Source organism: Pseudomonas sp. Kh14 (assembly GCF_900291005.1).
Taxonomy (GTDB): Bacteria; Pseudomonadota; Gammaproteobacteria; order Pseudomonadales; family Pseudomonadaceae; genus Aquipseudomonas; species Aquipseudomonas alloputida.
Genome location: NZ_OLKJ01000010.1, coordinates 23,759 through 44,579, shown reverse-complemented (window position 1 = coordinate 44,579; position 20,821 = coordinate 23,759). Strand labels below are relative to the sequence as shown.

General features: G+C 60.7%; 23 protein-coding genes, 1 tRNA gene and 1 pseudogene. 6 read left to right on the top strand and 19 right to left on the bottom strand.

Annotated elements, in window-relative coordinates:
• Positions 1-13: 13 nt before the first annotated feature.
• The 5 genes from iscU to trmJ form a co-directional block, all read right to left on the bottom strand.
• The gene (gene iscU / locus FQ668_RS03760) at positions 14-400 is read right to left on the bottom strand and encodes a Fe-S cluster assembly scaffold IscU (protein WP_003248539.1); all 387 of its coding nucleotides are present in this window, start codon (positions 398-400) and stop codon (positions 14-16) included.
• A 46-nt stretch (positions 401-446) separates the two neighbouring features.
• Complete coding sequence (locus FQ668_RS03755; RefSeq protein WP_003248541.1) at positions 447-1,661, bottom strand: IscS subfamily cysteine desulfurase; 1,215 nt, start codon at positions 1,659-1,661, stop codon at positions 447-449.
• Positions 1,662-1,706: 45 nt separating this feature from the next.
• On the bottom strand, positions 1,707-2,198 hold the full coding sequence (iscR, locus tag FQ668_RS03750) for a Fe-S cluster assembly transcriptional regulator IscR (protein ID WP_003248542.1): 492 nt from the start codon (positions 2,196-2,198) through the stop codon (positions 1,707-1,709).
• A 179-nt stretch (positions 2,199-2,377) separates the two neighbouring features.
• Complete coding sequence (cysE, locus tag FQ668_RS03745; RefSeq protein ID WP_010952064.1) at positions 2,378-3,163, bottom strand: serine O-acetyltransferase; 786 nt, start codon at positions 3,161-3,163, stop codon at positions 2,378-2,380.
• Between the two features lie 3 nt (positions 3,164-3,166).
• The gene (trmJ, locus tag FQ668_RS03740) at positions 3,167-3,922 is read right to left on the bottom strand and encodes a tRNA (cytosine(32)/uridine(32)-2'-O)-methyltransferase TrmJ (RefSeq protein WP_004576300.1); all 756 of its coding nucleotides are present in this window, start codon (positions 3,920-3,922) and stop codon (positions 3,167-3,169) included.
• 151 nt (positions 3,923-4,073) lie between these two features.
• On the opposite strand from trmJ, the gene suhB reads away from it, so the two are divergent.
• A complete protein-coding gene (suhB, locus tag FQ668_RS03735; protein ID WP_003248548.1) occupies positions 4,074-4,892 on the top strand; it encodes an inositol-phosphate phosphatase in 819 nt (272 codons plus the stop codon).
• 167 nt (positions 4,893-5,059) lie between these two features.
• Here the strand turns inward: suhB and FQ668_RS03730 are convergent, their stop codons facing one another.
• From FQ668_RS03730 to queA, 6 genes are all read right to left on the bottom strand, one after another.
• Positions 5,060-5,602, bottom strand: coding sequence for a glycine zipper 2TM domain-containing protein (locus FQ668_RS03730; RefSeq protein WP_010952063.1), 543 nt, complete (start codon positions 5,600-5,602; stop codon positions 5,060-5,062).
• 120 nt (positions 5,603-5,722) lie between these two features.
• Positions 5,723-6,631 (bottom strand): protein translocase subunit SecF, encoded by a 909-nt coding sequence (gene secF / locus FQ668_RS03725; protein WP_019438894.1) that lies wholly within the window; start codon positions 6,629-6,631, stop codon positions 5,723-5,725.
• Positions 6,632-6,641: 10 nt separating this feature from the next.
• Positions 6,642-8,504: a protein translocase subunit SecD gene (gene secD / locus FQ668_RS03720; protein ID WP_019438895.1), complete on the bottom strand. Its 1,863-nt coding sequence runs from the start codon at positions 8,502-8,504 to the stop codon at positions 6,642-6,644.
• Between the two features lie 63 nt (positions 8,505-8,567).
• On the bottom strand, positions 8,568-8,903 hold the full coding sequence (yajC, locus tag FQ668_RS03715; RefSeq protein ID WP_003248556.1) for a preprotein translocase subunit YajC: 336 nt from the start codon (positions 8,901-8,903) through the stop codon (positions 8,568-8,570).
• 43 nt (positions 8,904-8,946) lie between these two features.
• A complete protein-coding gene (gene tgt, locus FQ668_RS03710; RefSeq protein WP_014589748.1) occupies positions 8,947-10,062 on the bottom strand; it encodes a tRNA guanosine(34) transglycosylase Tgt in 1,116 nt (371 codons plus the stop codon).
• Positions 10,063-10,076: 14 nt separating this feature from the next.
• Positions 10,077-11,126 carry a tRNA preQ1(34) S-adenosylmethionine ribosyltransferase-isomerase QueA gene (gene queA / locus FQ668_RS03705; RefSeq protein WP_004576301.1) on the bottom strand — a complete coding sequence of 350 codons (1,050 nt, stop codon included), beginning with the start codon at positions 11,124-11,126 and terminating at the stop codon, positions 10,077-10,079.
• A 105-nt stretch (positions 11,127-11,231) separates the two neighbouring features.
• Here queA and FQ668_RS03700 point away from each other — a divergent pair.
• Positions 11,232-11,316: transfer RNA gene (locus FQ668_RS03700), tRNA-Leu, on the top strand.
• A gap of 73 nt (positions 11,317-11,389) precedes the next feature.
• Here FQ668_RS03700 and FQ668_RS03695 read toward each other — a convergent pair.
• Both FQ668_RS03695 and FQ668_RS03690 read right to left on the bottom strand, forming a co-directional pair.
• Positions 11,390-11,887 carry a RidA family protein gene (locus FQ668_RS03695; RefSeq protein ID WP_014589747.1) on the bottom strand — a complete coding sequence of 166 codons (498 nt, stop codon included), beginning with the start codon at positions 11,885-11,887 and terminating at the stop codon, positions 11,390-11,392.
• A 79-nt stretch (positions 11,888-11,966) separates the two neighbouring features.
• Positions 11,967-13,382, bottom strand: coding sequence for an FAD-binding oxidoreductase (locus tag FQ668_RS03690; RefSeq protein WP_026031967.1), 1,416 nt, complete (start codon positions 13,380-13,382; stop codon positions 11,967-11,969).
• A 435-nt stretch (positions 13,383-13,817) separates the two neighbouring features.
• On the opposite strand from FQ668_RS03690, the pseudogene FQ668_RS28950 reads away from it, so the two are divergent.
• Positions 13,818-13,919: pseudogene (locus FQ668_RS28950) on the top strand (effector protein); the annotation flags it as partial.
• A 24-nt stretch (positions 13,920-13,943) separates the two neighbouring features.
• Here the strand turns inward: FQ668_RS28950 and FQ668_RS03680 are convergent.
• Positions 13,944-14,366, bottom strand: a complete 423-nt coding sequence (locus FQ668_RS03680; protein WP_023390099.1) for a VOC family protein — start codon at positions 14,364-14,366, stop codon at positions 13,944-13,946.
• 341 nt (positions 14,367-14,707) lie between these two features.
• Here FQ668_RS03680 and FQ668_RS03675 point away from each other — a divergent pair, with 341 nt between their 5' ends.
• On the top strand, positions 14,708-15,355 hold the full coding sequence (locus FQ668_RS03675) for a trypsin-like peptidase domain-containing protein (protein WP_026031968.1): 648 nt from the start codon (positions 14,708-14,710) through the stop codon (positions 15,353-15,355).
• A gap of 170 nt (positions 15,356-15,525) precedes the next feature.
• Positions 15,526-16,005 (top strand): GNAT family N-acetyltransferase, encoded by a 480-nt coding sequence (locus tag FQ668_RS03665; RefSeq protein ID WP_014589743.1) that lies wholly within the window; start codon positions 15,526-15,528, stop codon positions 16,003-16,005.
• 10 nt (positions 16,006-16,015) lie between these two features.
• Here FQ668_RS03665 and FQ668_RS03660 read toward each other — a convergent pair whose 3' ends face one another.
• Positions 16,016-16,312, bottom strand: a complete 297-nt coding sequence (locus FQ668_RS03660; protein WP_003248566.1) for an addiction module antidote protein — start codon at positions 16,310-16,312, stop codon at positions 16,016-16,018.
• A 320-nt stretch (positions 16,313-16,632) separates the two neighbouring features.
• Here FQ668_RS03660 and FQ668_RS03655 point away from each other — a divergent pair, with 320 nt between their 5' ends.
• Positions 16,633-17,526 (top strand): bestrophin family protein, encoded by an 894-nt coding sequence (locus FQ668_RS03655; RefSeq protein ID WP_014861462.1) that lies wholly within the window; start codon positions 16,633-16,635, stop codon positions 17,524-17,526.
• A gap of 36 nt (positions 17,527-17,562) precedes the next feature.
• Here the strand turns inward: FQ668_RS03655 and phnE are convergent, their stop codons facing one another.
• Genes phnE through FQ668_RS03635 form a run of 4 tightly spaced genes read right to left on the bottom strand, consistent with a single transcriptional unit; the run spans position 17,563 to position 20,808 of the window.
• Positions 17,563-18,330 (bottom strand): phosphonate ABC transporter, permease protein PhnE, encoded by a 768-nt coding sequence (gene phnE / locus FQ668_RS03650; protein ID WP_014589741.1) that lies wholly within the window; start codon positions 18,328-18,330, stop codon positions 17,563-17,565.
• Entirely contained in the window at positions 18,327-19,154 is an 828-nt protein-coding gene (locus tag FQ668_RS03645) for an ABC transporter permease (RefSeq protein WP_014589740.1), read from the bottom strand. Before FQ668_RS03645 ends, phnE begins: the two co-directional genes overlap by 4 nt.
• Positions 19,148-19,957 (bottom strand): phosphonate ABC transporter ATP-binding protein, encoded by an 810-nt coding sequence (locus FQ668_RS03640; protein WP_019438899.1) that lies wholly within the window; start codon positions 19,955-19,957, stop codon positions 19,148-19,150. Before FQ668_RS03640 ends, FQ668_RS03645 begins: the two co-directional genes overlap by 7 nt.
• Positions 19,954-20,808 carry a putative selenate ABC transporter substrate-binding protein gene (locus tag FQ668_RS03635; RefSeq protein WP_010952054.1) on the bottom strand — a complete coding sequence of 285 codons (855 nt, stop codon included), beginning with the start codon at positions 20,806-20,808 and terminating at the stop codon, positions 19,954-19,956. The genes FQ668_RS03640 and FQ668_RS03635 overlap by 4 nt, the downstream gene beginning before the upstream one ends.
• Positions 20,809-20,821 lie beyond the last annotated feature (13 nt).

The window sequence follows — 20,821 nt, the reverse complement described above, 5'->3', positions numbered from 1 at the left end:
TGCAACAGGCGACTTAGATCAAGCCTTTCTTCTGCTTGTAGTCGCGTACGGCTGCCTTGATGGCATCTTCGGCGAGTACCGAGCAGTGGATCTTGACCGGCGGCAACGCCAGCTCTTCGGCCAGTTGGGTATTCTTGATGGTTTCGGCCTCGTCCAGAGTCTTGCCCTTCATCCACTCGGTGGCGAGAGAACTGGACGCGATGGCCGAACCGCAGCCGTAGGTCTTGAACTTGGCGTCTTCGATAACGCCCTGCTCGTTGACCTTGATCTGCAGACGCATCACGTCACCGCAGGCCGGGGCGCCGACCATGCCGGTGCCGACATCCGGGTCTTCGGCATTCATCTTGCCGACGTTGCGCGGGTTTTCGTAGTGGTCGATGACCTTTTCACTGTATGCCATGGTGCAATTCCTTCCTCATCAGGGAGCCGCTCTTGCCGGCGACTGCTTAGTGGGCGGCCCACTCGATCTTGGAGATGTCAACGCCGTCTTTGTACATATCCCACAGCGGCGACAGCTCACGCAGTTTATTGACGGCCTCGCAGACTTTCTGCGCGGCGTAGTCGACTTCTTCTTCAGTGGTGAAACGGCCGAAGGAGAAGCGGATCGAGCTGTGCGCCAGCTCGTCGTTGCGGCCCAGAGCACGCAGTACGTAGGACGGCTCGAGCGACGCGGAGGTACAGGCCGAACCGGACGATACGGCGATGTCTTTCAGCGACATCAGCAGCGATTCGCCTTCGACGTAGTTGAAGCTCAGGTTCAGGTTGTGCGGTACACGCGCAGTCTGGCTGCCATTGACGTACAGCTCTTCAAGGTTTGAGACCTGCTTGAAGAAGCGGTCGCTCAGGGCCTTGATGCGTGCGTTTTCTGCAACCATTTCCTGCTTGGCAATGGCGAAGGCTTCGCCCATGCCGACGATCTGATGGGTCGGCAGGGTGCCCGAACGCATGCCGCGCTCATGACCGCCGCCGTGAATGATGGCTTCAAGACGAACACGCGGCTTGCGGCTGACGTACAGTGCGCCGATGCCTTTCGGGCCATAGACCTTGTGCGCCGAGAACGACATCAGGTCGACTTTCAGCTTTTGCAGGTCGATTTCGACCTTGCCAGCCGACTGGGCGGCGTCGACATGGAACAGTACGCCGCGCGAACGGGTCAGTTCACCGATGGCGGCAATGTCGTTGATCGAGCCGACTTCGTTGTTCACATGCATCAGCGAGACCAGGATGGTGTCGTCGCGCAGCACCGCTTCTACCATGGCCGGGGTGACGATGCCGTCTTCGCCTGGTTCCAGGTAAGTGACTTCAAAACCTTCGCGCTCCAGCTGGCGAGCGGTATCCAGGACCGCCTTGTGCTCGATCTTGGAGGTAATGATGTGCTTGCCCTTGGTCTGATAGAAGTGCGCGACACCTTTAAGCGCGAGGTTGTCGGACTCGGTGGCACCACTGGTCCAGACGATTTCGCGCGGATCGGCGTTGATCAGCTCGGCAACCTGACGACGACCGTTCTCCACCGCTTCCTCGGCCTTCCAGCCAAAGACGTGGGAGCGCGAGGCCGGGTTACCGAAGTTCCCGTCGACCAGCAGGCAGTCGGCCATCTTCTGGGCCACGCGTGGGTCGACCGGAGTGGTCGCAGAGTAATCAAGGTAGATCGGCAACTTCATTTGTCTCTCCTATCAGGCGGTGGCGTCGCTCGTCGTCCCAGGGGGTCAATCGACGGCAGACGTCTCAATCTTGTCCAGCTGGGCGGTTCGTCCTGCGACACGGCGCAGGTCCTGGCGCTGGGCGACTTCCTGCACATCACGGCGCTTGACGAGGTCGGCCAGGCTGATGCCGCTGAGGAATTCATGGATCTGCTGGCTGAGGTCGCACCACAGGTGGTGGGTCAGGCAGGTATCACCGGCATGGCAGTCACCGAGCCCCTGGCAACGGGTGGCGTCGACCGATTCGTTGACCGCGTCGATAACCTGGGCCACCTGGATGGTTTCCATGCCCCGCGACAGCTGGTAGCCACCGCCTGGACCGCGCACACTGGAAACCAGGCTGCTGCGGCGCAGCTTGGCGAACAGCTGCTCCAGATAAGAGAGGGAAATGCCCTGGCGCTCGGAAATATCGGCCAAAGACACCGGCCCATGCTTCGCGTGCAACGCCAGGTCGAGCATGGCGGTCACGGCGTATCGGCCTTTGGTAGTCAGTCGCATGGCTATTGGGTACCACGGGAGTTTCAGGATGTGTGCGAGTATGCGATTCCCGAGCATTTAAGTCAACTATTAGACCTACTGCTTTAGTCGGGATTGCATCTGGGAGGCGGCCGCGATTGTAGCAGACGAGGGGCGTGAGCACACGCCCCGCATGCCACCATGACTTCAGTGCGGCGCGATCAATGCGGCTGAGTGTCGCGCTGGGCCACCTGGGCAGCCTCGCTGAAGTCGTCCTCCGGCAAGGCCGGCAGTTCCTTGGCACAATAGTCACTGCCCATCTTGGTCAGCGCGCCACACATACCCTCCAACCGTTCGTCGACGGCCTGCAGGTGATCGAGCATCTGGCCGATGGCCCGCGCCACCGGGTCGGGCATGTCGCCACTGACACCATAGGCGTCAAAGCCGATCTTCTCGGCCATTGCCTTACGCTTGGCTTCGACTTCGGTGTCCTCGCTCTTGACGATGATCCGCCCCGGAATGCCTACCGCCGTAGCCCCGGCCGGCACCGCCTTGGTGACCACCGCATTGGAACCGATCTTGGCCCCGGCGCCGACCGTGAAAGGCCCCAACACCTTGGCACCGGCCCCTACCACCACGCCGTTTTCCAAGGTGGGATGGCGCTTGCCCTTGTTCCAGCTGGTGCCACCGAGCGTCACCCCCTGGTACAGGGTGACGTCATCACCGATCTCGGCGGTTTCGCCAATGACGATGCCCATACCGTGGTCGATGAAAAAGCGCCGCCCAATGGTGGCGCCAGGGTGGATTTCGATACCGGTCAGCCAGCGACCGAAGTTCGACACCAGCCGGGCCAGCCATTTGAAATCACGCCTCCACAGGGCATTGCCCAGGCGGTGCAGCCAGATGGCATGCATGCCGGGGTAGCAGGTGAGCACCTCGAAGGCATTGCGTGCAGCCGGGTCTCGGTGGAATACGCTTTGAATATCTTCACGCAGGCGTTCGAACATCTGTCAGTCCTTCCGTTTATGCGGCTCGCCCCGGACCACTTTCTGGGTCTCGGTGAGGATGCCGCGCAAAATGCTCATTTCCGAACGCTCGACCGCCACCCGCCCATACAGCCGGCGCAAGCGCGGCATCAGGTGCTTGGGCTTTTCGGGGTCGAGGAAGCCGATGCCCACCAGGGTTTTCTCCAGGTGGTCGTAGAACAGCTCCATTTCATCCATGGTCGCCAGCTCAGCGGCGTCAACCTTCTCGACTTTGCCCGGCGCTTCACCGGCAGCCAGCCAGGCCATGCGCACCTCGTAGGAGAGCACCTGCACGGCAGCCGCCAGGTTCAGCGAGCTGAAGTCGGGGTTGGAGGGAATGTGCACATGGAAGTGACATCGCTGCAGTTCTTCGTTGGTCAGGCCGGCGTGTTCGCGCCCGAACACCAGGGCGATTTCCTCGCCGCCATTGGCATGCTCCACCGCCTTGGCACCGCATTCACGCGGGCCGATCAACGGCCAGGGAATGCTGCGCTCGCGGGCGCTGGTGCCCATCACCAGGTTGCAGCCGACCAGCGCCTGCTCAAGGCTGTCGACCACCTGGGCGTTATCCAGCACATCGTCGGCGCCCGAAGCACGGGCACTGGCATCCACGGCGGGGAATTCTTTCGGCTGCACCAGCACCAGACGCGACAAGCCCATGTTTTTCATGGCACGCGCAGCGCCGCCGATGTTGCCGGGGTGGCTGGTATTGACCAGAACAACACGAATATTTTGCAGCAAGGTGTTGTGCTCACAGATGCAGTAATCAGGGCCTTCGATCTTACAGAACCGACAGACGTAACGCCATGAAAGCAAATGTGACACTTCTGCCGCCAAAGTTTTCTGCTAGAATGATCGGCTTTCTTCTTTAACATCTCCAGGTGACCCGCCCATGCAGCCTATGCTGAATATCGCCCTGCGCGCCGCTCGCAGCGCCAGTGAACTGATTTTCCGCTCCATCGAACGCCTGGATAGCATCAAGGTCGATGAGAAAGAGGCCAAGGACTACGTTTCCGAAGTCGATCGCGCCGCCGAGCAGAGCATCGTCAACGCCCTGCGCAAGGCCTACCCGAACCACTCCATCCAGGGCGAAGAAACCGGCCTGCACGCGGGTAGCGGCGAAGAAGGCAAGGATTACCTGTGGATCATCGATCCGCTGGACGGCACCACCAACTTCCTTCGCGGCATCCCGCACTTCGCCGTCAGCATCGCCTGCAAATACCGCGGCCGCCTTGAGCACGCCGTGATCGTCGACCCGGTTCGCCAGGAAGAATTCACCGCCAGCCGTGGCCGTGGCGCCCAGCTCAATGGCCGCCGCCTGCGCGTCAGCTCGCGCACAAGCCTGGAAGGCGCCCTGCTGGGCACCGGCTTCCCGTTCCGTGATGGCCAGATGGCGGACATGGACAACTACCTGGGCATGTTCCGCGCCTTGACCGGCCAGACCGCCGGCATCCGCCGCGCCGGCTCCGCCAGCCTGGACCTGGCCTATGTGGCTGCCGGCCGCTTCGACGCCTTCTGGGAGTCGGGCCTGTCCGAATGGGACATGGCAGCGGGCGTACTGCTGATCCAGGAAGCCGGTGGCTTGGTGAGTGACTTCAACGGTGGCCACGACTTCCTCGACAAAGGCCACATCGTTGCAGGCAACATCAAGTGCTTCAAGGCAGTACTGACTGCCATCCAGCCCCACCTGCCAGAAAGCATGAAGCGCTAAGCGCAGATTGCGGCAAACAAAAAGCACCTCTCGAGGTGCTTTTTTTGTGCCTGGTGGTTTTGCATTGCCCGTACGGCCTCTTCGCGGGTAAACCCGCTCCTACATGGATCGCATTGCCCCTGTAGGAGCGGGTTTACCCGCGAAGAGGCCGGCACAGACAACGCAAATTACTGACCCGCTTCGCTCAGAATCAACTTGCCATTCTTGTCCAGCGGAATGGTCGATCCCGGCTCGCGGTCCATCTTCACCTTGCCTACCTGATCACCGATGGAATAGGTCACGTTGTAGCCCACCACCTTCTCGCTGATGTCGTTGACCGTGTTGCAGCGGGTTTGCGTGGTCGTGTAGGTATCACGCTCCTGCATGCCTTCCTGCACCTTGTTACCTGCATAACCACCACCGACCGCACCGGCCACGGTGGCAATCTTCTTGCCGGTACCACCACCAATCTGATTACCCAACAGACCACCCGCCAGCGCACCGACCACGGTACCGGCAATCTGGTGTTGATCCTTGACTGGCGCCTGGCGCGTCACAGTCACGTCCTTGCATACTTCACGCGGGGTTTTCACCTGCTGCTTGATCGGCTGCACGTCAGTCACCTGAGCGACTTCGGGGCCTTTGTTCACCAAGCTGTAGGTCGCCACAGCACCTCCGGCAGTTACACCGACAGCACCCAGCACCGCACCCACCAGCATTGATTTATTCACGTGAACCTCCTGATCGTACCAGCGGGCATGAACCCGCGCTTCTCCCAGCCTTGGAGCCAAAAAAAAGGCGCGAGTTCAACACTCGCGCCCTTTCACCGCCAGGCGGCGCAGGAAAGAACCCTACGGACGTTCGTCCACACCCTCGGCCTTGACCGGCGGAATGAGATCTTCGCTGCTCAGGTTCAGCCAGATCAGTACCACGTTGGCGATATAGATCGACGAATAAGTACCGGCCATGACACCAATGAACAGTGCCAGTGAGAAACCGAACAGGTTGTCACCCCCGAAGAACAGCAGCGCAGCAATGGCCAGCAAGGTCGAAACCGAAGTGGCGACGGTACGCAGCAGGGTCTGGGTGGTGGAAATGTTGATGTTCTCGATCAGCGAGGCCTTGCGCATGACACGGAAGTTCTCGCGCACCCGGTCGAACACAACAATGGTGTCGTTCAGCGAGTAACCAATGATCGCCAGGACCGCCGCCAGCACTGTCAGGTCGAAGGTGATCTGGAAGAACGACAGGATGCCCAGCGTTACCACCACGTCGTGGATCAGCGAGACGATCGCCCCCACGGCGAACTTCCACTGGAAGCGGAAGGCCAGGTAGATGAGGATACCGCCCAGAGCCAGGAGCATGCCCATGCCGCCCTGGTCGCGCAGCTCTTCACCGACCTGCGGACCGACGAACTCGACACGCTTGACCGTGGCCGGGTTGTCGCCGCCTGCCTTCTGCAGCGCGGCAGCTACCTTGTTGCCCAACTGCGGGTCATCGCCCGGCATGCGCACCAGCAGGTCGGTAGTGGCGCCGAAGCTCTGCACCACCGCCTCGTCGAAGCCGGAGTTGACCAGCTCGGCACGCACCGCCTTGAGGTCGGCAGGACGCTCGTAGGTCAGCTCGATCAGCGTACCCCCGGTGAAGTCCAGCCCGAAGTTCAGGCCCTTTTGCCACCAGCTGAACAGCGCCAACACGGTGAGGAGCACGGTGACGGCGAACGCGACATTGCGCACGCCCATGAAATTGATGGTTTTCATCGCAGCTCCCTCAAACCCACAGCTTCTTGATGTCACGCCCGCCGCAGGTCAGGTTGACCAATGCACGGGTCACCATGACGGCGGTGAACATCGAGGTGAAAATCCCGAGGGACATGGTGACCGCAAAGCCTTTGACCGGGCCGGTACCCATGGCAAACAGGATGCCGCCGACCAACAGGGTGGTCAGGTTGGCGTCGACGATTGCCGAGTAGGCGCGATTGAAGCCTTCGTGGATAGCGCGCTGCACCGACATGCCAGCAGCGATCTCTTCGCGAATACGCGAGAAGATCAGCACGTTGGCGTCCACCGCCATACCCATGGTCAACACGATGCCGGCAATACCCGGCAGGGTCAGGGTCGCCCCCAGCAGCGACATCAACGCCAGCAGCAGCACCATGTTGCCCGCCAGGGCGATGGTGGCCAGCACGCCGAAGGCGCGGTAGATGGCAATGATGAACAGAGAGACAAACAACATGCCCCACAGCGAGGCGTCGATACCCTTGGTGATGTTGTCGGCACCCAGGCTTGGGCCAATGGTACGTTCTTCAGCGAAGTACATTGGCGCGGCCAGACCACCGGCACGCAGCAGCAGAGCCAGTTCCGACGACTCGCCCTGGCCGTTCAGGCCGGTGATGCGGAATTGGCTGCCCAGCGGCGACTGGATGGTCGCCAGGCTGATGATTTTCTTCTCTTCGACGAAGCTTTGTACGGCAACGTCCTTCTCGACGCCACCGACAGTCTGCTTGACGTAACGGGTGACTGGCTTCTGCTCGATGAAGATCACCGCCATGCTACGGCCAACGTTGCTGCGCGTTGCGCGGCTCATCAGCTCGCCACCGTGACCATCCAGACGAATGTTCACCTGCGGGCTACCATGCTCGTCAAAACTGGCCTGGGCGTCGGTGACCTGGTCACCCGTGATGATCAGGCCACGCTCGACGGCAGCGGAGCGGCCGCCCTCACGGAACTCGAACACCTCGGTAGTGGCTTTGGATGCACCTGGTTCAGCACCGAAGCGGAACTCCAGGTTGGCCGTTTTACCGAGGATACGCTTGGCTTCGGCAGTGTCCTGCACGCCAGGCAGCTCGACCACGATACGGTTGGCGCCCTGGCGCTGTACCAGGGGCTCGGCCACACCCAGTTCGTTCACGCGGTTGCGCACGGTGGTGAGGTTCTGCTTGATCGAGTATTCGCGGATCTCGGCGACTTTCGCCTGAGTCAGCGCCAGACGCAGCACCGCAAGCTCGTTGCGCTCGGTGGTGGTCAGTTCGAAATCATTGAAATTCTTGCGGATCAGGGCACGTGCCTGTTCGCGGGTGGCATCGTCAGCGAAGCCCAGCATGATGCCGCCATCCTGCTGAGGCAGGCTGCGGTAGCGGACGCGCTCTTTGCGCAGCAAGGTCTTGACCTCGCCTTCGTAGACTTTCATGCGGGCAGTCATGGCCTTGTCCATGTCCACTTCCAGCAGGAAGTGCACACCACCAGACAGGTCCAGGCCCAGTTTCATCGGGCTTGCGCCCAGGTTGCGCAGCCATTGCGGGGTAGTCTGGGCCAGGTTCAGGGCCACGACGTAATCATCGCCCAGTGCCTTGCGCACGACATCCTTGGCTGGCAGTTGGTCTTCCTGATTGGTCAGGCGGATCAGCCCGCTGCCCTTTTCACCCAGGCTTGCGCCCTTGACGGCGATCTTGGCATCGACCAGCGCCTTGCTGACGCGATCGAGGTCGGCCTGATTCACCTGCAGCGCCGAGCTGGCACCGCTGATCTGTACCGCCGGGTCATCCGGGTAGAGGTTGGGAGCGGAATAAATGAAACCGACCACCAGTACCAGCACGATCAGTGCATATTTCCACAGAGGATATTTGTTCAGCATCACGCCGCCCGTTCAAGACGCGGGGCGCGTTGCGCGCCCCGACTGGAAAATAAAACCGGTAACTCAGATAGCCTTGAGCGTACCTTTTGGCAGGGTCGCAGCAATGGCACCCTTCTGGAACTTCAGCTCGACAGTGTCGGACACTTCCAGCACCACGAAGTCATCGGAAACCTTGACGATCTTGCCGGCGATGCCGCCGTTGGTGACAACTTCGTCACCTTTCTGCAAGTTGCTCAGCAGGTTCTTCTGCTCTTTTGCGCGCTTGGCCTGCGGGCGCCAGATCATCAGGTAGAAGATGACCAGGAAACCGACCAGGAAAATCCACTCGAAGCCGGTACCGGCTGGGCCAGCGGCAGGTGCTGCAGCGTCCGCGTATGCGGCGGGGATGAAGAAGCTCATTGGGCACTCCTAATGTTAATTTTCTAATAATGGATGCGGACAGTCAGTCCAAGGGCGGTACAGGAAGCCCGCGCTTGGCGTAGAAGGCGTCGACAAAGGCGGCCAATTTACCCTGTTGAATAGCCTCGCGTAAACCGGCCATCAAGCGCTGATAATGGCGCAAGTTGTGGATGGTATTCAGCATGCTGCTCAGCATTTCGCCGCATTTGTCCAGATGATGGAGATAGGCGCGCGAGAAGTTGGTGCAGGTATAGCAGTCACAGGTCGGATCCAGCGGGGATTCATCGTGACGATGGAACGCATTGCGGATCTTGATCACCCCTGTATCGACGAACAGATGACCGTTGCGCGCGTTACGCGTCGGCATCACGCAGTCGAACATGTCGACGCCGCGGCGCACACCCTCAACGAGATCTTCCGGTTTGCCTACCCCCATAAGGTAACGAGGTTTGTCAGCAGGCATCTGGCCCGGCAGGTAATCCAGCACCTTGATCATTTCGTGCTTGGGCTCGCCCACCGACAGACCGCCAATGGCCAGACCGTCGAAACCGATGTTTTCCAGGCCTTCCAGCGAGCGCATGCGCAGGTCCTGGTACATGCCGCCCTGGACAATGCCGAACAGCGCTGCGGTGTTGTCGGCATGGGCGTTCTTCGAGCGCTGGGCCCAGCGCAGCGACAGCTCCATGGAAGTGCGTGCCACATCGTGCTCGGCCGGGTACGGGGTGCACTCGTCGAAGATCATTACCACGTCGGAGCCCAGATCACGCTGAACCTGCATCGACTCTTCCGGGCCCATGAACACTTTGGAACCATCGACCGGCGAAGCGAAGGTCACGCCCTCTTCCTTGATCTTGCGCATGGCGCCCAGGCTGAATACCTGGAAACCACCGGAGTCGGTGAGGATCGGGCCTTTCCACTGCATGAAATCGTGCAGGCCGTTGTGCTTCTTGATCACCTCGGTGCCCGGACGCAGCCACAGGTGGAAGGTGTTGCCGAGGATCATCTCGGCGCCGATGGCCTCGATATCGCGTGGCAGCATGCCCTTGACCGTGCCATAGGTACCCACCGGCATGAATGCCGGGGTTTCCACGGTGCCACGTGGGAAGGTGATGCGACCCCGACGGGCCTTGCCGTCGGTGGCCAGCAGTTCGAAGGACATTCGACAGGTGCGACTCATGCTTGATCCTCGGGCCCGCGTGGCGCCGGATTGCGGGTGATGAACATGGCATCACCGTAACTGAAGAAGCGGTACCCGTGCTCGACCGCCGCTGCGTAGGCAGCCATGGTCTCGGGGTAGCCGGCGAAAGCCGAGACCAGCATCAGCAGCGTGGACTCCGGCAGATGGAAGTTGGTGACCAGGGCATCGACCACATGGAACGGCCGGCCCGGGTAGATGAAGATGTCGGTGTCGCCACTGAACGCCTTGAGCACGCCATCACGCGCGGCGCTTTCCAGCGAACGCACACTGGTGGTGCCAACCGCGATCACCCGACCACCACGGGCCCGGCAGGCCTCGATGGCATCGACCACATCCTGGCCCACTTCGAGCCATTCTTTATGCATGTGGTGGTCTTCGATCTTGTCGACCCGCACCGGCTGGAAGGTGCCGGCGCCCACATGCAGGGTGACGAAGGCGCGCTCGACGCCCTTGTCGGCGATCTTTTCCAGCAGCGCCTCGTCAAAGTGCAGGCCTGCGGTAGGCGCGGCAACCGCGCCAGCGCGCTGGGCGTACACGGTCTGGTAGCGCTCACGGTCGGCGCCCTCGTCCGGGCGGTCGATATAGGGCGGCAACGGCATATGGCCGACACGGTCAAGCAACGGCAGCACCTCTTCGGTGAAGCGAAGTTCGAAAAGCGTGTCATGGCGCGCGACCATTTCGGCCTCGCCACCGCCATCGATGAGGATGACCGCGCCTACCTTGGGCGCCTTGCTGGCGCGCACATGGGCCAGCACCCGGTGGCTGTCGAGCACGCGTTCGACCAGTACCTCCAGCTTGCCGCCGGAGGCTTTCTGGCCAAACAACCGCGCCGGGATCACCCGGGTGTTGTTGAACACCATCAGGTCGCCGGGGCGCAGATAGTCGAGCAAGTCGGGGAATTGCCGGTGCGCCAGCGCGCCGGTAGGCCCATCGAGCACCAGCAGACGGCTGCCATGGCGCTCGGCCAACGGGTGGCGGGCGATCAGGGAATCAGGGAGTTCGAAGGAAAAATCGGCGACGCGCATGATGATGTTCGGTTCGGCAGGGCCGGGAAGTTTAGCCCAATGTGTGAAAATTGACCATGAAAGCCGATTGACCGACCAGCGGCACCTCTTTATACTGCGCGCCACGCCCTGATGGCGGAATTGGTAGACGCGGCGGATTCAAAATCCGTTTTCGAAAGGAGTGGGAGTTCGAGTCTCCCTCGGGGCACCAAATCCGGAAAAAACCGACCTTACGGTCGGTTTTTTTTTGCCCGCCGATTTTGTCGGGCTGGGCAAAGGTCCTCTCAGGGACGAACCGCTGTCACTTCGATCTCAACCCGCCAGGCAGGATGCGCCAGGCCTGCAATCTGGAACGCCGAGCGCGCAGGTAGCACCGGCTGCTTGGCGGCTGGCCCGAAGAACTGGGTGTAGCCAGCCATGAAACCTTCGAAATCCATCTTGCCGCCGTTCTCCGGTCCCCCCACCAGGAATACCTGCATCTTCACCACGTCAGTCAGGCCAAGACCCAGCGTTTTCAGCTGCTGCTGGATGCTTTCAAGCACATTGATGGTTTGTGCCTTGGTATCACCGTAGGCTTCCAGCGAATCCTTGGGCGCATCGGGATGGATCACCGACGGGACGGAACCGCTCAGATAGACGACCGACTTCCCGGCAGGAATCTCTACAGCCGACGAGATAGGGAAACTACCTGCGCCATGGCGCACGATATCTTGTGCATGAACGCTGCCAACACCGGCTATTCCCAACGCCAATGCAGCAACGGTCTTGAAAGCGAATTTCATATTTCTCTCCTGATGGTTACACAAGAATGTACACGCACCGTTTATGCGTGTACGGGTCATTCCATTGCGGTATGCGTACTTAGAATCGATACAAACTGAAGGGTTTCGGGTCCAGCACCGGCGCCTTTCCAAGCAGCAGGTCTGCCGTCAGTTCGGACGACACCGGGCTTTCCGTCATACCCCAACCGGTCGCGGTGTTGATGACCAGGCCTGGGTACTCGTTGACCTGCGAAATGATCGGGTTCTCATCCGGGGCGATGGCCATGGCACCGCTCCACTGATCGATCAACTTCGCATCTTTGAAGGCAGGGAACTCGACTTTGAGCTTTTCCAGAGATGCATCCAGCTCTGGAATATCCGGGGCCGCCGTCATCAGCCTGTTTTTCTCGAAGGGCGATACCTCGTCCAGCCTCCACTGGGTGGGCTGAGTGAACGAATCGATCAGTTGCTTGTTGAGTGAGATGTGCACCGGGAAGTCGGGGATGGCCAGCAATGGCAGGTATTTATAACCATACATGAACGATTCTTTGACCACCGGGGCAACGACGACGCGCGGCGAGGTGGCGTATGTACCGTCGGCCTGTTCACGGAAGTAGATATTCCCTGGCAATGCAACGTTGCCCCCCGGTGCACGGGGTGCCGCGCTGATGATTTGCTGGGACTGGTAGGCTGGCAAGGTAGGCACATCGACGCCCAGGTTCTGCATGAACAGCCTGGACCAGGCGCCGCCTGCCACAACCACGCGAGAAGTGCTGATGGCGCCCTTCTCGGTCACCACATCGGAAATGACCCCCGCTTGGGTTTCCAGGCCCCTTGCGGCGCAGTGGGTGTAGATGCGCACACCCATTTTCTTGGCGTACTCCGCCATGACAAACGATGCGCGCTCGGCGTCCAGGCTACCGGAGTCTTCCTCGAAACCTGCAATTTTCCAGCTTGATGATGCACCGCGCAGCCGCTGTTCGAGTTCATTCCCCTGAATGATCCGAGTCTTGAAGGGGTTGTCCGCTGCTACTTCCCGGCTTTTGACATCGATCCACTTTCTGACGTTTTCCAGGTCTTCTTCATCGAAAGGAACTTCGACCCGGCCCTGTGTGCGATAGCTGGTATCTGCACCCACTTTGGCATTCATCTCGCGCCACCGTTGTTTGGCAAGATGGTGCAACTGGAACGTCGCATCAGGCATCTTGTAGGTCATGACCTGACCATAGAACCTGCATGACTGCTCGCCGGCAATATCACCTTTTTCAACGACGACTACCGAGAGGCCACGCTCGACAAGATTGATTGCGGTCATGAGCCCCAGAATACCAGCGCCAACAACGACGACGTCTGCCTGTTTGGGAAGCGCACCTTCGCTACCTTCTACAAAACCAAACCGCGGTTTGCCGGGGATCAACCTGCCTTCGCGGGTCAGCAAGGGGGTCAGAATGCCTGCGCCACCTGCAATAGCCACGACGCCGCCGCCGATCAAAAATTTACGCCTCGTCATTCCCATGACACTTTCCTTTCCTGGTAATCGGTGTGGGTTCATCAGCTCAGGCGGCGAGCCACCTCCCCGGCCGCCAGCCGCCGCGGTCAACTTTCGGCCACCGCGTCAGGCTGATGTTTAAATTTGAAGGGCGGCTATTTTGTTGATGACCCGCTTCGGGAAAAAGCGCTGTGGGCAAATACTTAGTTCAGTCATTTTGAAACTATCGTACAAGGGACATAAATAGTTGATATGGCGACACTCAACACTTGAAAGAGGGAAGTTAGTTCGGGCGAAGATGCTGGCTTAGTTCCGAAAGTGCGCGGGGGCAATAAGCGCTGCGGATTCAGTAACTGTGTGGGTGCACAGCGTTATGTGGCAACACTTCATTGCCACATATTCAGTATGGACAAAGGCATCAGGAATCCGACGGTGGTAGATCTGTCCAATGCACAGGGTGGCATGGAGCGGATCGGCACGGATTAGCAGAGCCTGTTCAGGTTCAGTGAGCACCCGATCCAGATGGATACCCGTTGCGAGCCCCTCGAGCGCAACCTGGGGTGAATTTTTCGTGCATCCGCCCCTGGCTCAGGCGCTCTTCACGCCGAGATCTTCAGCAAACCGAAGCAGGTAGCCGTCCGGGTCCTGCACCAGGAAATTGCGCTGGCCGACCAGCATGCCACCCTGGCGGTACCAACACTCTTCAATCGGCTTTCTGATGCTATGCCCCGCAACCCCCAGCGACTCGACCAAGGCCAGTGCATCAGCGCATTCGATCGACAGGTTGATGCCTCGACCATAAGGCGGCTCCAGCGGGCCGACCCGCCAGGGTGACTCACTCTGCCAGTCCTGCTCCAGCATCAGCTGGCTGCCACCAAAAGACAGGAAGGCAAAATGCTCTTCTGGCCGGTCGTATTCAATCTTGAAGCCCAGTACGCCGCAGTAGAATGCCACGCTACGAGGTAGATCAGAAACAATCAGCTCCGGCACCAGGGGATTTAGCTTAAACAATGTTCTGATTCCTTTCAGGGTAAGTCGACTGGCAACTATGAACAGGTCGCCCTGAAAAAGGTAGCTTGTCAGTGTGATCGCCCATGCAGCTCAATGCAGTTCACACCCATCAGATCCGCCCGAAAAAAATGCCTTCACTTTGACGCCGCCCCAATGGCTCTGGGACCTGCAGCCATACCTGCATTCTATTGGCCGCCGTCATGACTAACACTTAAGCTGTCATTCGTCGGATATATGTCGAAAGTATTGTTAGAGTAATGGCACTTCGCCATAGTAGCGCTCCCCTTTCTCCACGCAATGTGTGTCCCATGAAAACAATCGCGCCCTGCATGGCGGCAATGATGCTGCTCAGTGGGTGCAATGGAGTGCCAACGTCGTACGTTTCAGATCCCGTCTATAGCCAGGCGTTCGTGGTTACCTCAGGTGCCCCGCTGCCCATGTTGCTGATGGCCAGCGCCATCCAGTGGAACGAGGATTACGCTGTAACCGCCAAACACACCCCCTTCCTGCGCAACGTGGTCCATGAGGGCCTCGGTGACGTAGTGTTCTTCAAGCACAAAGCCAGCAGCGTGCCGCACTGGCGCCAGTACGTGCCTGGGGAAGCCGTGACGGCGGTGGGCTTCAACAGTTTCATGATGCCGATGCGGGGCAAGGGCCATGCCCTGTCGTCGCTGGTACGGCTTGAAGGTACGCCTGGCAGCGTCTTCTACTCGGTGCACGACGGCCCGATTACCAAGGGTATGTCGGGTGGGCCTGTGTTTGCCGATGACGGCAAGGTGGTAGGCATCAACGTGGCCATCATTCCTACCGACGAGATCGATGCGGGCAAGCGCCCGGACCTGGTCGGCAAGGACCGTATCAGCGTGTTCATGTCGTTCAGCGAAATCGACAAGGAATGGCGACGCTATCAGTACCTGCTGGCGCACAAGGCCAAGCCCAAGGCACCGGCTGCGGTCAAAGGCTACGTGGCGGTGGCCGCCAAGCCGTGAATCGGGGCGCGGTGTTGGATGGAAAGCGGCCTATGATGTGAGGCTGATGGCCTCTTCGCGGGTAAACCCGCTCCTACAGGGCCTGCACAGGATTTGAGCCTTGTGCAGTACCTGTGGGGGCGGGTTCACCCGCGAAGAGGCCCTGCCAGCCAACGCGAGAAGGACCTGCCATGCACCTGACCCACCGCCCCATCCGGCCAGAAGACATCCCCGTTATCTGCAGCTTCCCGCAGAGCCCGGACGAACTGTTCTACATGTTCCCCAAAGCCACCTACCCCCTCACCCCCAACCAGCTGAGCGACGCCATAGCCCAACGCAGCGGCTCCACGGTAGTGGAAGGTAACGGCGCTGTCCTGGCCTTCGCCAATTTCTACAAAGCCGAACATGGCGGCCTATGTGCCCTGGGCAACGTAGTAGTGGCCCCCAGCGCCCGCGGCCTTGGTGTAGCGCGTTATCTGGTAACGGCAATGATCGACCTCGCCCGCCAGCAGTACAGCGCCCGGGAGGTCTGGGTGTCATGCTTCAATCACAACACCGCCGGCCTGCTGCTTTATCCACAGCTGGGCTTCACACCGTTCGGCATCGAGGAGCGGCGGGCGTGGGACGGCACGCGGGTAGCGTTGGTGCAGATGAAGCAAATACTGACTTAACCGAGCTGGATCAGCGGGTCATTGCATGTGGCTGAACGAGAAGGTCCACCCCCAGAGCACGAATGACCCTCAATACAGTGTCAAAACGAGGCTTCGCACCAGGGCTCAGCGCCTTGTACAGGCTTTCTCTACCCAGCCCACTCTCCGTAGCAATATGTGTCATGCCCCGTGCACGAGCGATATGGCCAAGTGCTCGAATGATTTCCTCGGTATCGCCATCTGATAGCACCTGGCTAAGGTATTCACTGATTGCCTCATCGCTGCTCAACAAGGCTGCCATATCAAACGGGATCAATTTTTCGCTCATTTCATCTCCTTCAGCAGCTTTCTGGCTTTGAGGATATCGGCGGCCTGGGTGGCAGTAGCCAAGCGGCAAAGCTTTTCGTCTGTTCAACGAGAAACATCAAGTGGTCACCCAATCGTATCCTTATGGATACACCCCTTCAAGGATGGAAGCGACCCACTCTTTCGTTTTTGAGCTGAACCAGGAATTCAGGCACATCTGATAGGCTGGTCGGATTTTTCCCTTCGTTTCAGCTACAAAATCCCTTGCAACATTCAACCCTCGAACCTTCGACGAGCCTCGGCGTCCCATCCTGCATCCCCCGCGTTTCGAGGTGCCCCCGCGTGAAAGACGTCATCGCCCGCAAGTACCGCCTGGTGGTGAAGACCATCGGCTATATCGGCTGGTCGCTGTTCTGGCTGCTGATCTGGGATGTGCTGGTCACCATCGATTTCATGCTGTTCTTGAACAGCAAGTTCACCCTGCCACTGATCCCGCTGACCCTGCTGGGCTCAGCCTTGGTAGTGCTGGTGAGTTTTCGCAACAGCAGTGCCTACAACCGCTGGTGGGAGGCTCGCACCCTATGGGGGGCGCTGGTGAACAGTTCGCGCAGCTTCGCCCGGCAGACGCTGACGCTGATCGATGACCCGGATGACGGCCTGAACCCGGTCAAGGCCACCCTGCTGCGCCGGCATATCGCCTATGTGAACTGCCTGGCGGCGCACTTGAAAGGCGAAAGCTGCCCGGAGGAGCTGATGGCCTTCATCCCCCCGGCGGAGTTCGAACGGCGCAACCGCTCGAACAATTTCGCCAATGACATTCTCGGCGGCTCGGCAGCCTTGCTGGCGCGGGAATACCAGGCCGGGCGACTGGACAGCATTCGTCTGGCGCGACTGGAGTCGACGCTGGTAGACCTTTCTAACGCCCAGGGCGGCATGGAACGGATTGCCAATACGCCATTGCCCTACCCCTATGTGTATTTCCCACGGCTGTTCATCACCCTGTTCTGCCTGATCGTGCCGGTGGGGCTTGTGGAGTCGCTGGGCTGGTTCACGCCGCTGGCGTCGACGGTGGTAGGGTTCATGTTGCTGGCCATCGAGCGGATCGGCACGGACTTGCAGAGCCCGTTCAGGTTCAGCGAGCATCAGATCCAGATGGATACCATATGCGAGACGATCGAGCGTAACCTGGAGTCGATGCAGCGGGAGGCGCAGTGTGCCGAGGCTGTAGACGCCTGAGAGATGTCGGGGCTGCTTTGCAGCCCGGGCTTTCCGTCAGGCCCGCACATAGCGCTGACGCAACACATCACTCGACACATCCACCAGCAACACCAACACCAGCATACCGATGATCACCGTGCTGGCCTGGGCCTCCTGGAACAGGCTCAAGGTGGTGTACAGCATCTGCCCCAACCCGCCCGCCCCGACGAACCCGAGCACGCTGGCCATGCGGATGTTGTTCTCCCAGCGGTACAAGCTGTAGGCCAGCAACTGCGGCCACAGGTTGGGCAGGGTACCAAAGCAGAACGCCGCCACTTGGCTGCCCCCCTGCAAACGGATCGCCGCCGCCGGCTCGGGCGGGGCATTCTCAAGCGCCTCGGCAAACAACCGCCCCAGCACGCCAGCGGTGTGCAACGCCAAAGCCAGGGTACCGGCATTCGGCCCCAGCCCAGCCGCCAGCACAGTCAGCGCAGCCCACACCAGTTCAGGAATGGCACGCAAGGCATTGAGCAGCAAACGCGCGGCCCCTTGCAACGGCCAACCGAAGCGGCCCGCCGCAGGCAGTGCCAGCAACATCCCCACTACCATTGCCAACAAGGTGCCCATGCCAGACATGGCCAGGGTTTCCAGCGCCCCGCGCCACACCGCCTTGAGATGCCCCGCAGACAGATCCGGCTGCAGGAAGCGCCCGGCGTACTCGCCCATCTGCCCCAGCCCGCCATTGCCGACCAGTGCGTGCAGGTCCAACTCCAGGTATGCGAACGAGGCCACCACCGCTGACACGATGGCACCCAACAGCACCAAGTTGATCACCCGGTTCATGCCAGCCTCCAACGCAGCAGGCGGCTGAGCAGGTCGGCCAGGATCACCAGCAGCAAGAACGTCAACAGCATGCTCGCCACTTGCGCGCCCGCAAACATGCGCATCGACAGGTCGATCTGCTGGCCCAGCCCGCCGGCACCGACAAAGCCCATCACCACCGAAGCCCGCACCGCGCACTCCCAGCGGTACACGGTGTACGACACCACTTCGGAGGCAGCATTGGGCAGGATGCCGTAGAAAAACGCCGCCAGCCGGCCACTGCCCGCCTGCAACAAAGCATGCGCCGGGCGCTGGTCGACCGACTCGAATATTTCGGCGTAAACCTTGCCGAGCATGCCACTGTAGGTGATGGCGATAGCCAGTACGCCCGCCGTCGGCCCCAGCCCCACGGCGCGCACGAACAGCAACGCCCAGACGATCTCCGGCACGCTACGCAGGAAAATCAGCAGCCCGCGCACCGGCAGACGCAACAGTCGCGACCAGAACCCGGCCCGCCCGCCGCGTGAAGCAGCACGCAAGGACAAGGCACGGCTGGCCAACAAGCCAGCCGGGATCGCCAACAACAACGCCAGCGCCATGCCGGCAGTCGCCACGGCCAGGGTCTGCAAGGTGGCTTCATAGAGCAGTGCAAGAAAATCGGCATCATGTGCCGGCGGCCAGAAGGCGCTGGTAAAGCTGGCAATCTGCTGACGGTTGTCCGCCTGCAACAGCACCCCGGGGTTCAGTTCGCTTGTCAGGATAGCCGGCCACAGTACCGCTACCGCCAACAGGGCCAGCAGCAACCGCGGCAGCAGCGCGGGGTCGCGGGCGTCGGCCTTCAGCATCGCGGAATCTGCACGGTCAGGGTCGGCCCCTGGGTTGGCGGCGGAGCCAGTTGTTCGTTGGCGTATAGCGCGTCCAGCAGTTGCTCGGTGACCGCTTCGGCCGGGCAGTCGAACACAACCTGCCCTTCCCGAATGCCAATCACCCGCGGAAAATGCGCCAGCGCCAACTCTACGGCGTGCAGGCTCGCCACCAACGTCACGCCAGTGGCCTGGGCATGGCGATTGAGCAAGGCCAGGCTGTGGTCGGCCAACACCGGGTCCATGGCCGAGACCGGTTCGTCGGTCAGCAGCACCTGCGGACGCTGGTACAACGCCCGAGCAATGCCCACCCGCTGCAATTGGCCACCGGACAACTGCCCACACTGCACGAACAGCTTGTCGGCCAGGCCCAGTTCAGCCAACACCTGGCGCGCCCCCGGCACATCGCTGGGATACAGCAGGTTGAGCAAGCCGCGCAGCGTACCCCACTGCCCCAGGCGACCCGCCAGCACGGCGGTCACCACCCGCTGACGCGGTGGCAAAGGCGGCGACTGATGCACCAGGCCAACCCGCGCACGCAGTCGCTGGCGTGCCCTTGCCGACAGTGCCCAAGGTTGCTCGCCAAGCAACTCCAGGCGCCCACTGCTGGGCTGGATGGCCGTGGCCATCAGGTGCAGCAAGCTGGACTTGCCCGCCCCCGACGGCCCGATGATGGCGACACGCTCGCCCTGCGCGATACGCAGGCTCACCGCGTCAAGCGCGCGTACCTGGCCGTGGCGCAGGCTGGCACCGTGCAGATGAATTGCCGCATTCGAAGCTGTCACTTGAGCAGGCCGGCCTCGCGTGCAGCCTGTTCGGTGCCCTTGTAGTTCTCAGGCTTGGTCTCGATGAAGCGGCTGGCGGCCTGCAGGTCAAGGATCGCCTTGTGCTCCGGGTTGCTCGGGTCGAGGTCCAGGAAGGCTTTCTTGATTTTCTGCTTCAACGCCGGGTCCATGTTGCCGCGCACGGTCCAGTTGTAGTCAAAGTAGGTTGGGGTGGTGGCGAACACCTTCACCTTGGTGGTGTCGACCTTGCCGGCATCCACCAGTTTTTGCCATACGCTGGCGTTCAGCACGCCGCCATCGACCTTGCCAGCCTGCACCCAGGCCACGGTGGCATCATGGGCGCCAGAATAGGCAACGCGGCTGAAGTACTCTTCAGGCTTGATATTGTCCTGCTTGAGCATGAAGTAACGCGGCATCAGGCTGCCCGAAGTAGAGGAAATGGAACCGAAGGCAAACGACTTGCCCTTCAGGTCGCTCAGGCTCTTCACGTCGGGGTTGGCGGTGATGAACTTGGACGTGAATTGTGCGTCCTGCTCACGCTGTACCAGTGGCGTGGCGGTCGGGTCCTTCAGGTGCACCTGAACGAACGTGAAGCCCCCCAGCCAGGCCAGGTCGAGACGGTCTGCGGCCAGCGACTCCACCACCGCCGGGTAGTCCGCCACGGGTACGAACTTCACCTCCATGCCCAGTTGCTTGGCCAGGTACTCACCCAAAGGCTTGAACTTGCGCTGCAGTTCGGTCGGCGCTTCGTCGGGGATGGCGCTGACACGCAGCGTTTCTGCGGCCTGAACGACAGCGGCACAGCAAGACAGCACGAGGCCGGCGGCAAGCGCCAGGGGGCGGTTGAGCATGGGTGTTCTCCGG

What these genes read in the sequence shown, in the direction of transcription:
- iscU (WP_003248539.1), bottom strand. Translation starts at nt 400, where the DNA reads ATGGCATACAGTGAAAAGGTCATCGACCACTACGAAAACCCGCGCAAC.
- FQ668_RS03755 (WP_003248541.1), bottom strand. Translation starts at nt 1,661, where the DNA reads ATGAAGTTGCCGATCTACCTTGATTACTCTGCGACCACTCCGGTCGAC.
- iscR (WP_003248542.1), bottom strand. Translation starts at nt 2,198, where the DNA reads ATGCGACTGACTACCAAAGGCCGATACGCCGTGACCGCCATGCTCGAC.
- cysE (WP_010952064.1), bottom strand. Translation starts at nt 3,163, where the DNA reads ATGTTCGAACGCCTGCGTGAAGATATTCAAAGCGTATTCCACCGAGAC.
- suhB (WP_003248548.1), top strand. Translation starts at nt 4,074, where the DNA reads ATGCAGCCTATGCTGAATATCGCCCTGCGCGCCGCTCGCAGCGCCAGT.
- secF (WP_019438894.1), bottom strand. Translation starts at nt 6,631, where the DNA reads ATGAAAACCATCAATTTCATGGGCGTGCGCAATGTCGCGTTCGCCGTC.
- secD (WP_019438895.1), bottom strand. Translation starts at nt 8,504, where the DNA reads ATGCTGAACAAATATCCTCTGTGGAAATATGCACTGATCGTGCTGGTA.
- yajC (WP_003248556.1), bottom strand. Translation starts at nt 8,903, where the DNA reads ATGAGCTTCTTCATCCCCGCCGCATACGCGGACGCTGCAGCACCTGCC.
- tgt (WP_014589748.1), bottom strand. Translation starts at nt 10,062, where the DNA reads ATGTCCTTCGAACTGCTGGCCACCGACGGCAAGGCCCGTCGGGGTCGC.
- queA (WP_004576301.1), bottom strand. Translation starts at nt 11,126, where the DNA reads ATGCGCGTCGCCGATTTTTCCTTCGAACTCCCTGATTCCCTGATCGCC.
- FQ668_RS03695 (WP_014589747.1), bottom strand. Translation starts at nt 11,887, where the DNA reads ATGAAATTCGCTTTCAAGACCGTTGCTGCATTGGCGTTGGGAATAGCC.
- FQ668_RS03690 (WP_026031967.1), bottom strand. Translation starts at nt 13,382, where the DNA reads ATGGGAATGACGAGGCGTAAATTTTTGATCGGCGGCGGCGTCGTGGCT.
- FQ668_RS03675 (WP_026031968.1), top strand. Translation starts at nt 14,708, where the DNA reads ATGCTGCTCAGTGGGTGCAATGGAGTGCCAACGTCGTACGTTTCAGAT.
- FQ668_RS03665 (WP_014589743.1), top strand. Translation starts at nt 15,526, where the DNA reads ATGCACCTGACCCACCGCCCCATCCGGCCAGAAGACATCCCCGTTATC.
- FQ668_RS03660 (WP_003248566.1), bottom strand. Translation starts at nt 16,312, where the DNA reads ATGAGCGAAAAATTGATCCCGTTTGATATGGCAGCCTTGTTGAGCAGC.
- phnE (WP_014589741.1), bottom strand. Translation starts at nt 18,330, where the DNA reads ATGAACCGGGTGATCAACTTGGTGCTGTTGGGTGCCATCGTGTCAGCG.
- FQ668_RS03645 (WP_014589740.1), bottom strand. Translation starts at nt 19,154, where the DNA reads ATGCTGAAGGCCGACGCCCGCGACCCCGCGCTGCTGCCGCGGTTGCTG.
- FQ668_RS03635 (WP_010952054.1), bottom strand. Translation starts at nt 20,808, where the DNA reads ATGCTCAACCGCCCCCTGGCGCTTGCCGCCGGCCTCGTGCTGTCTTGC.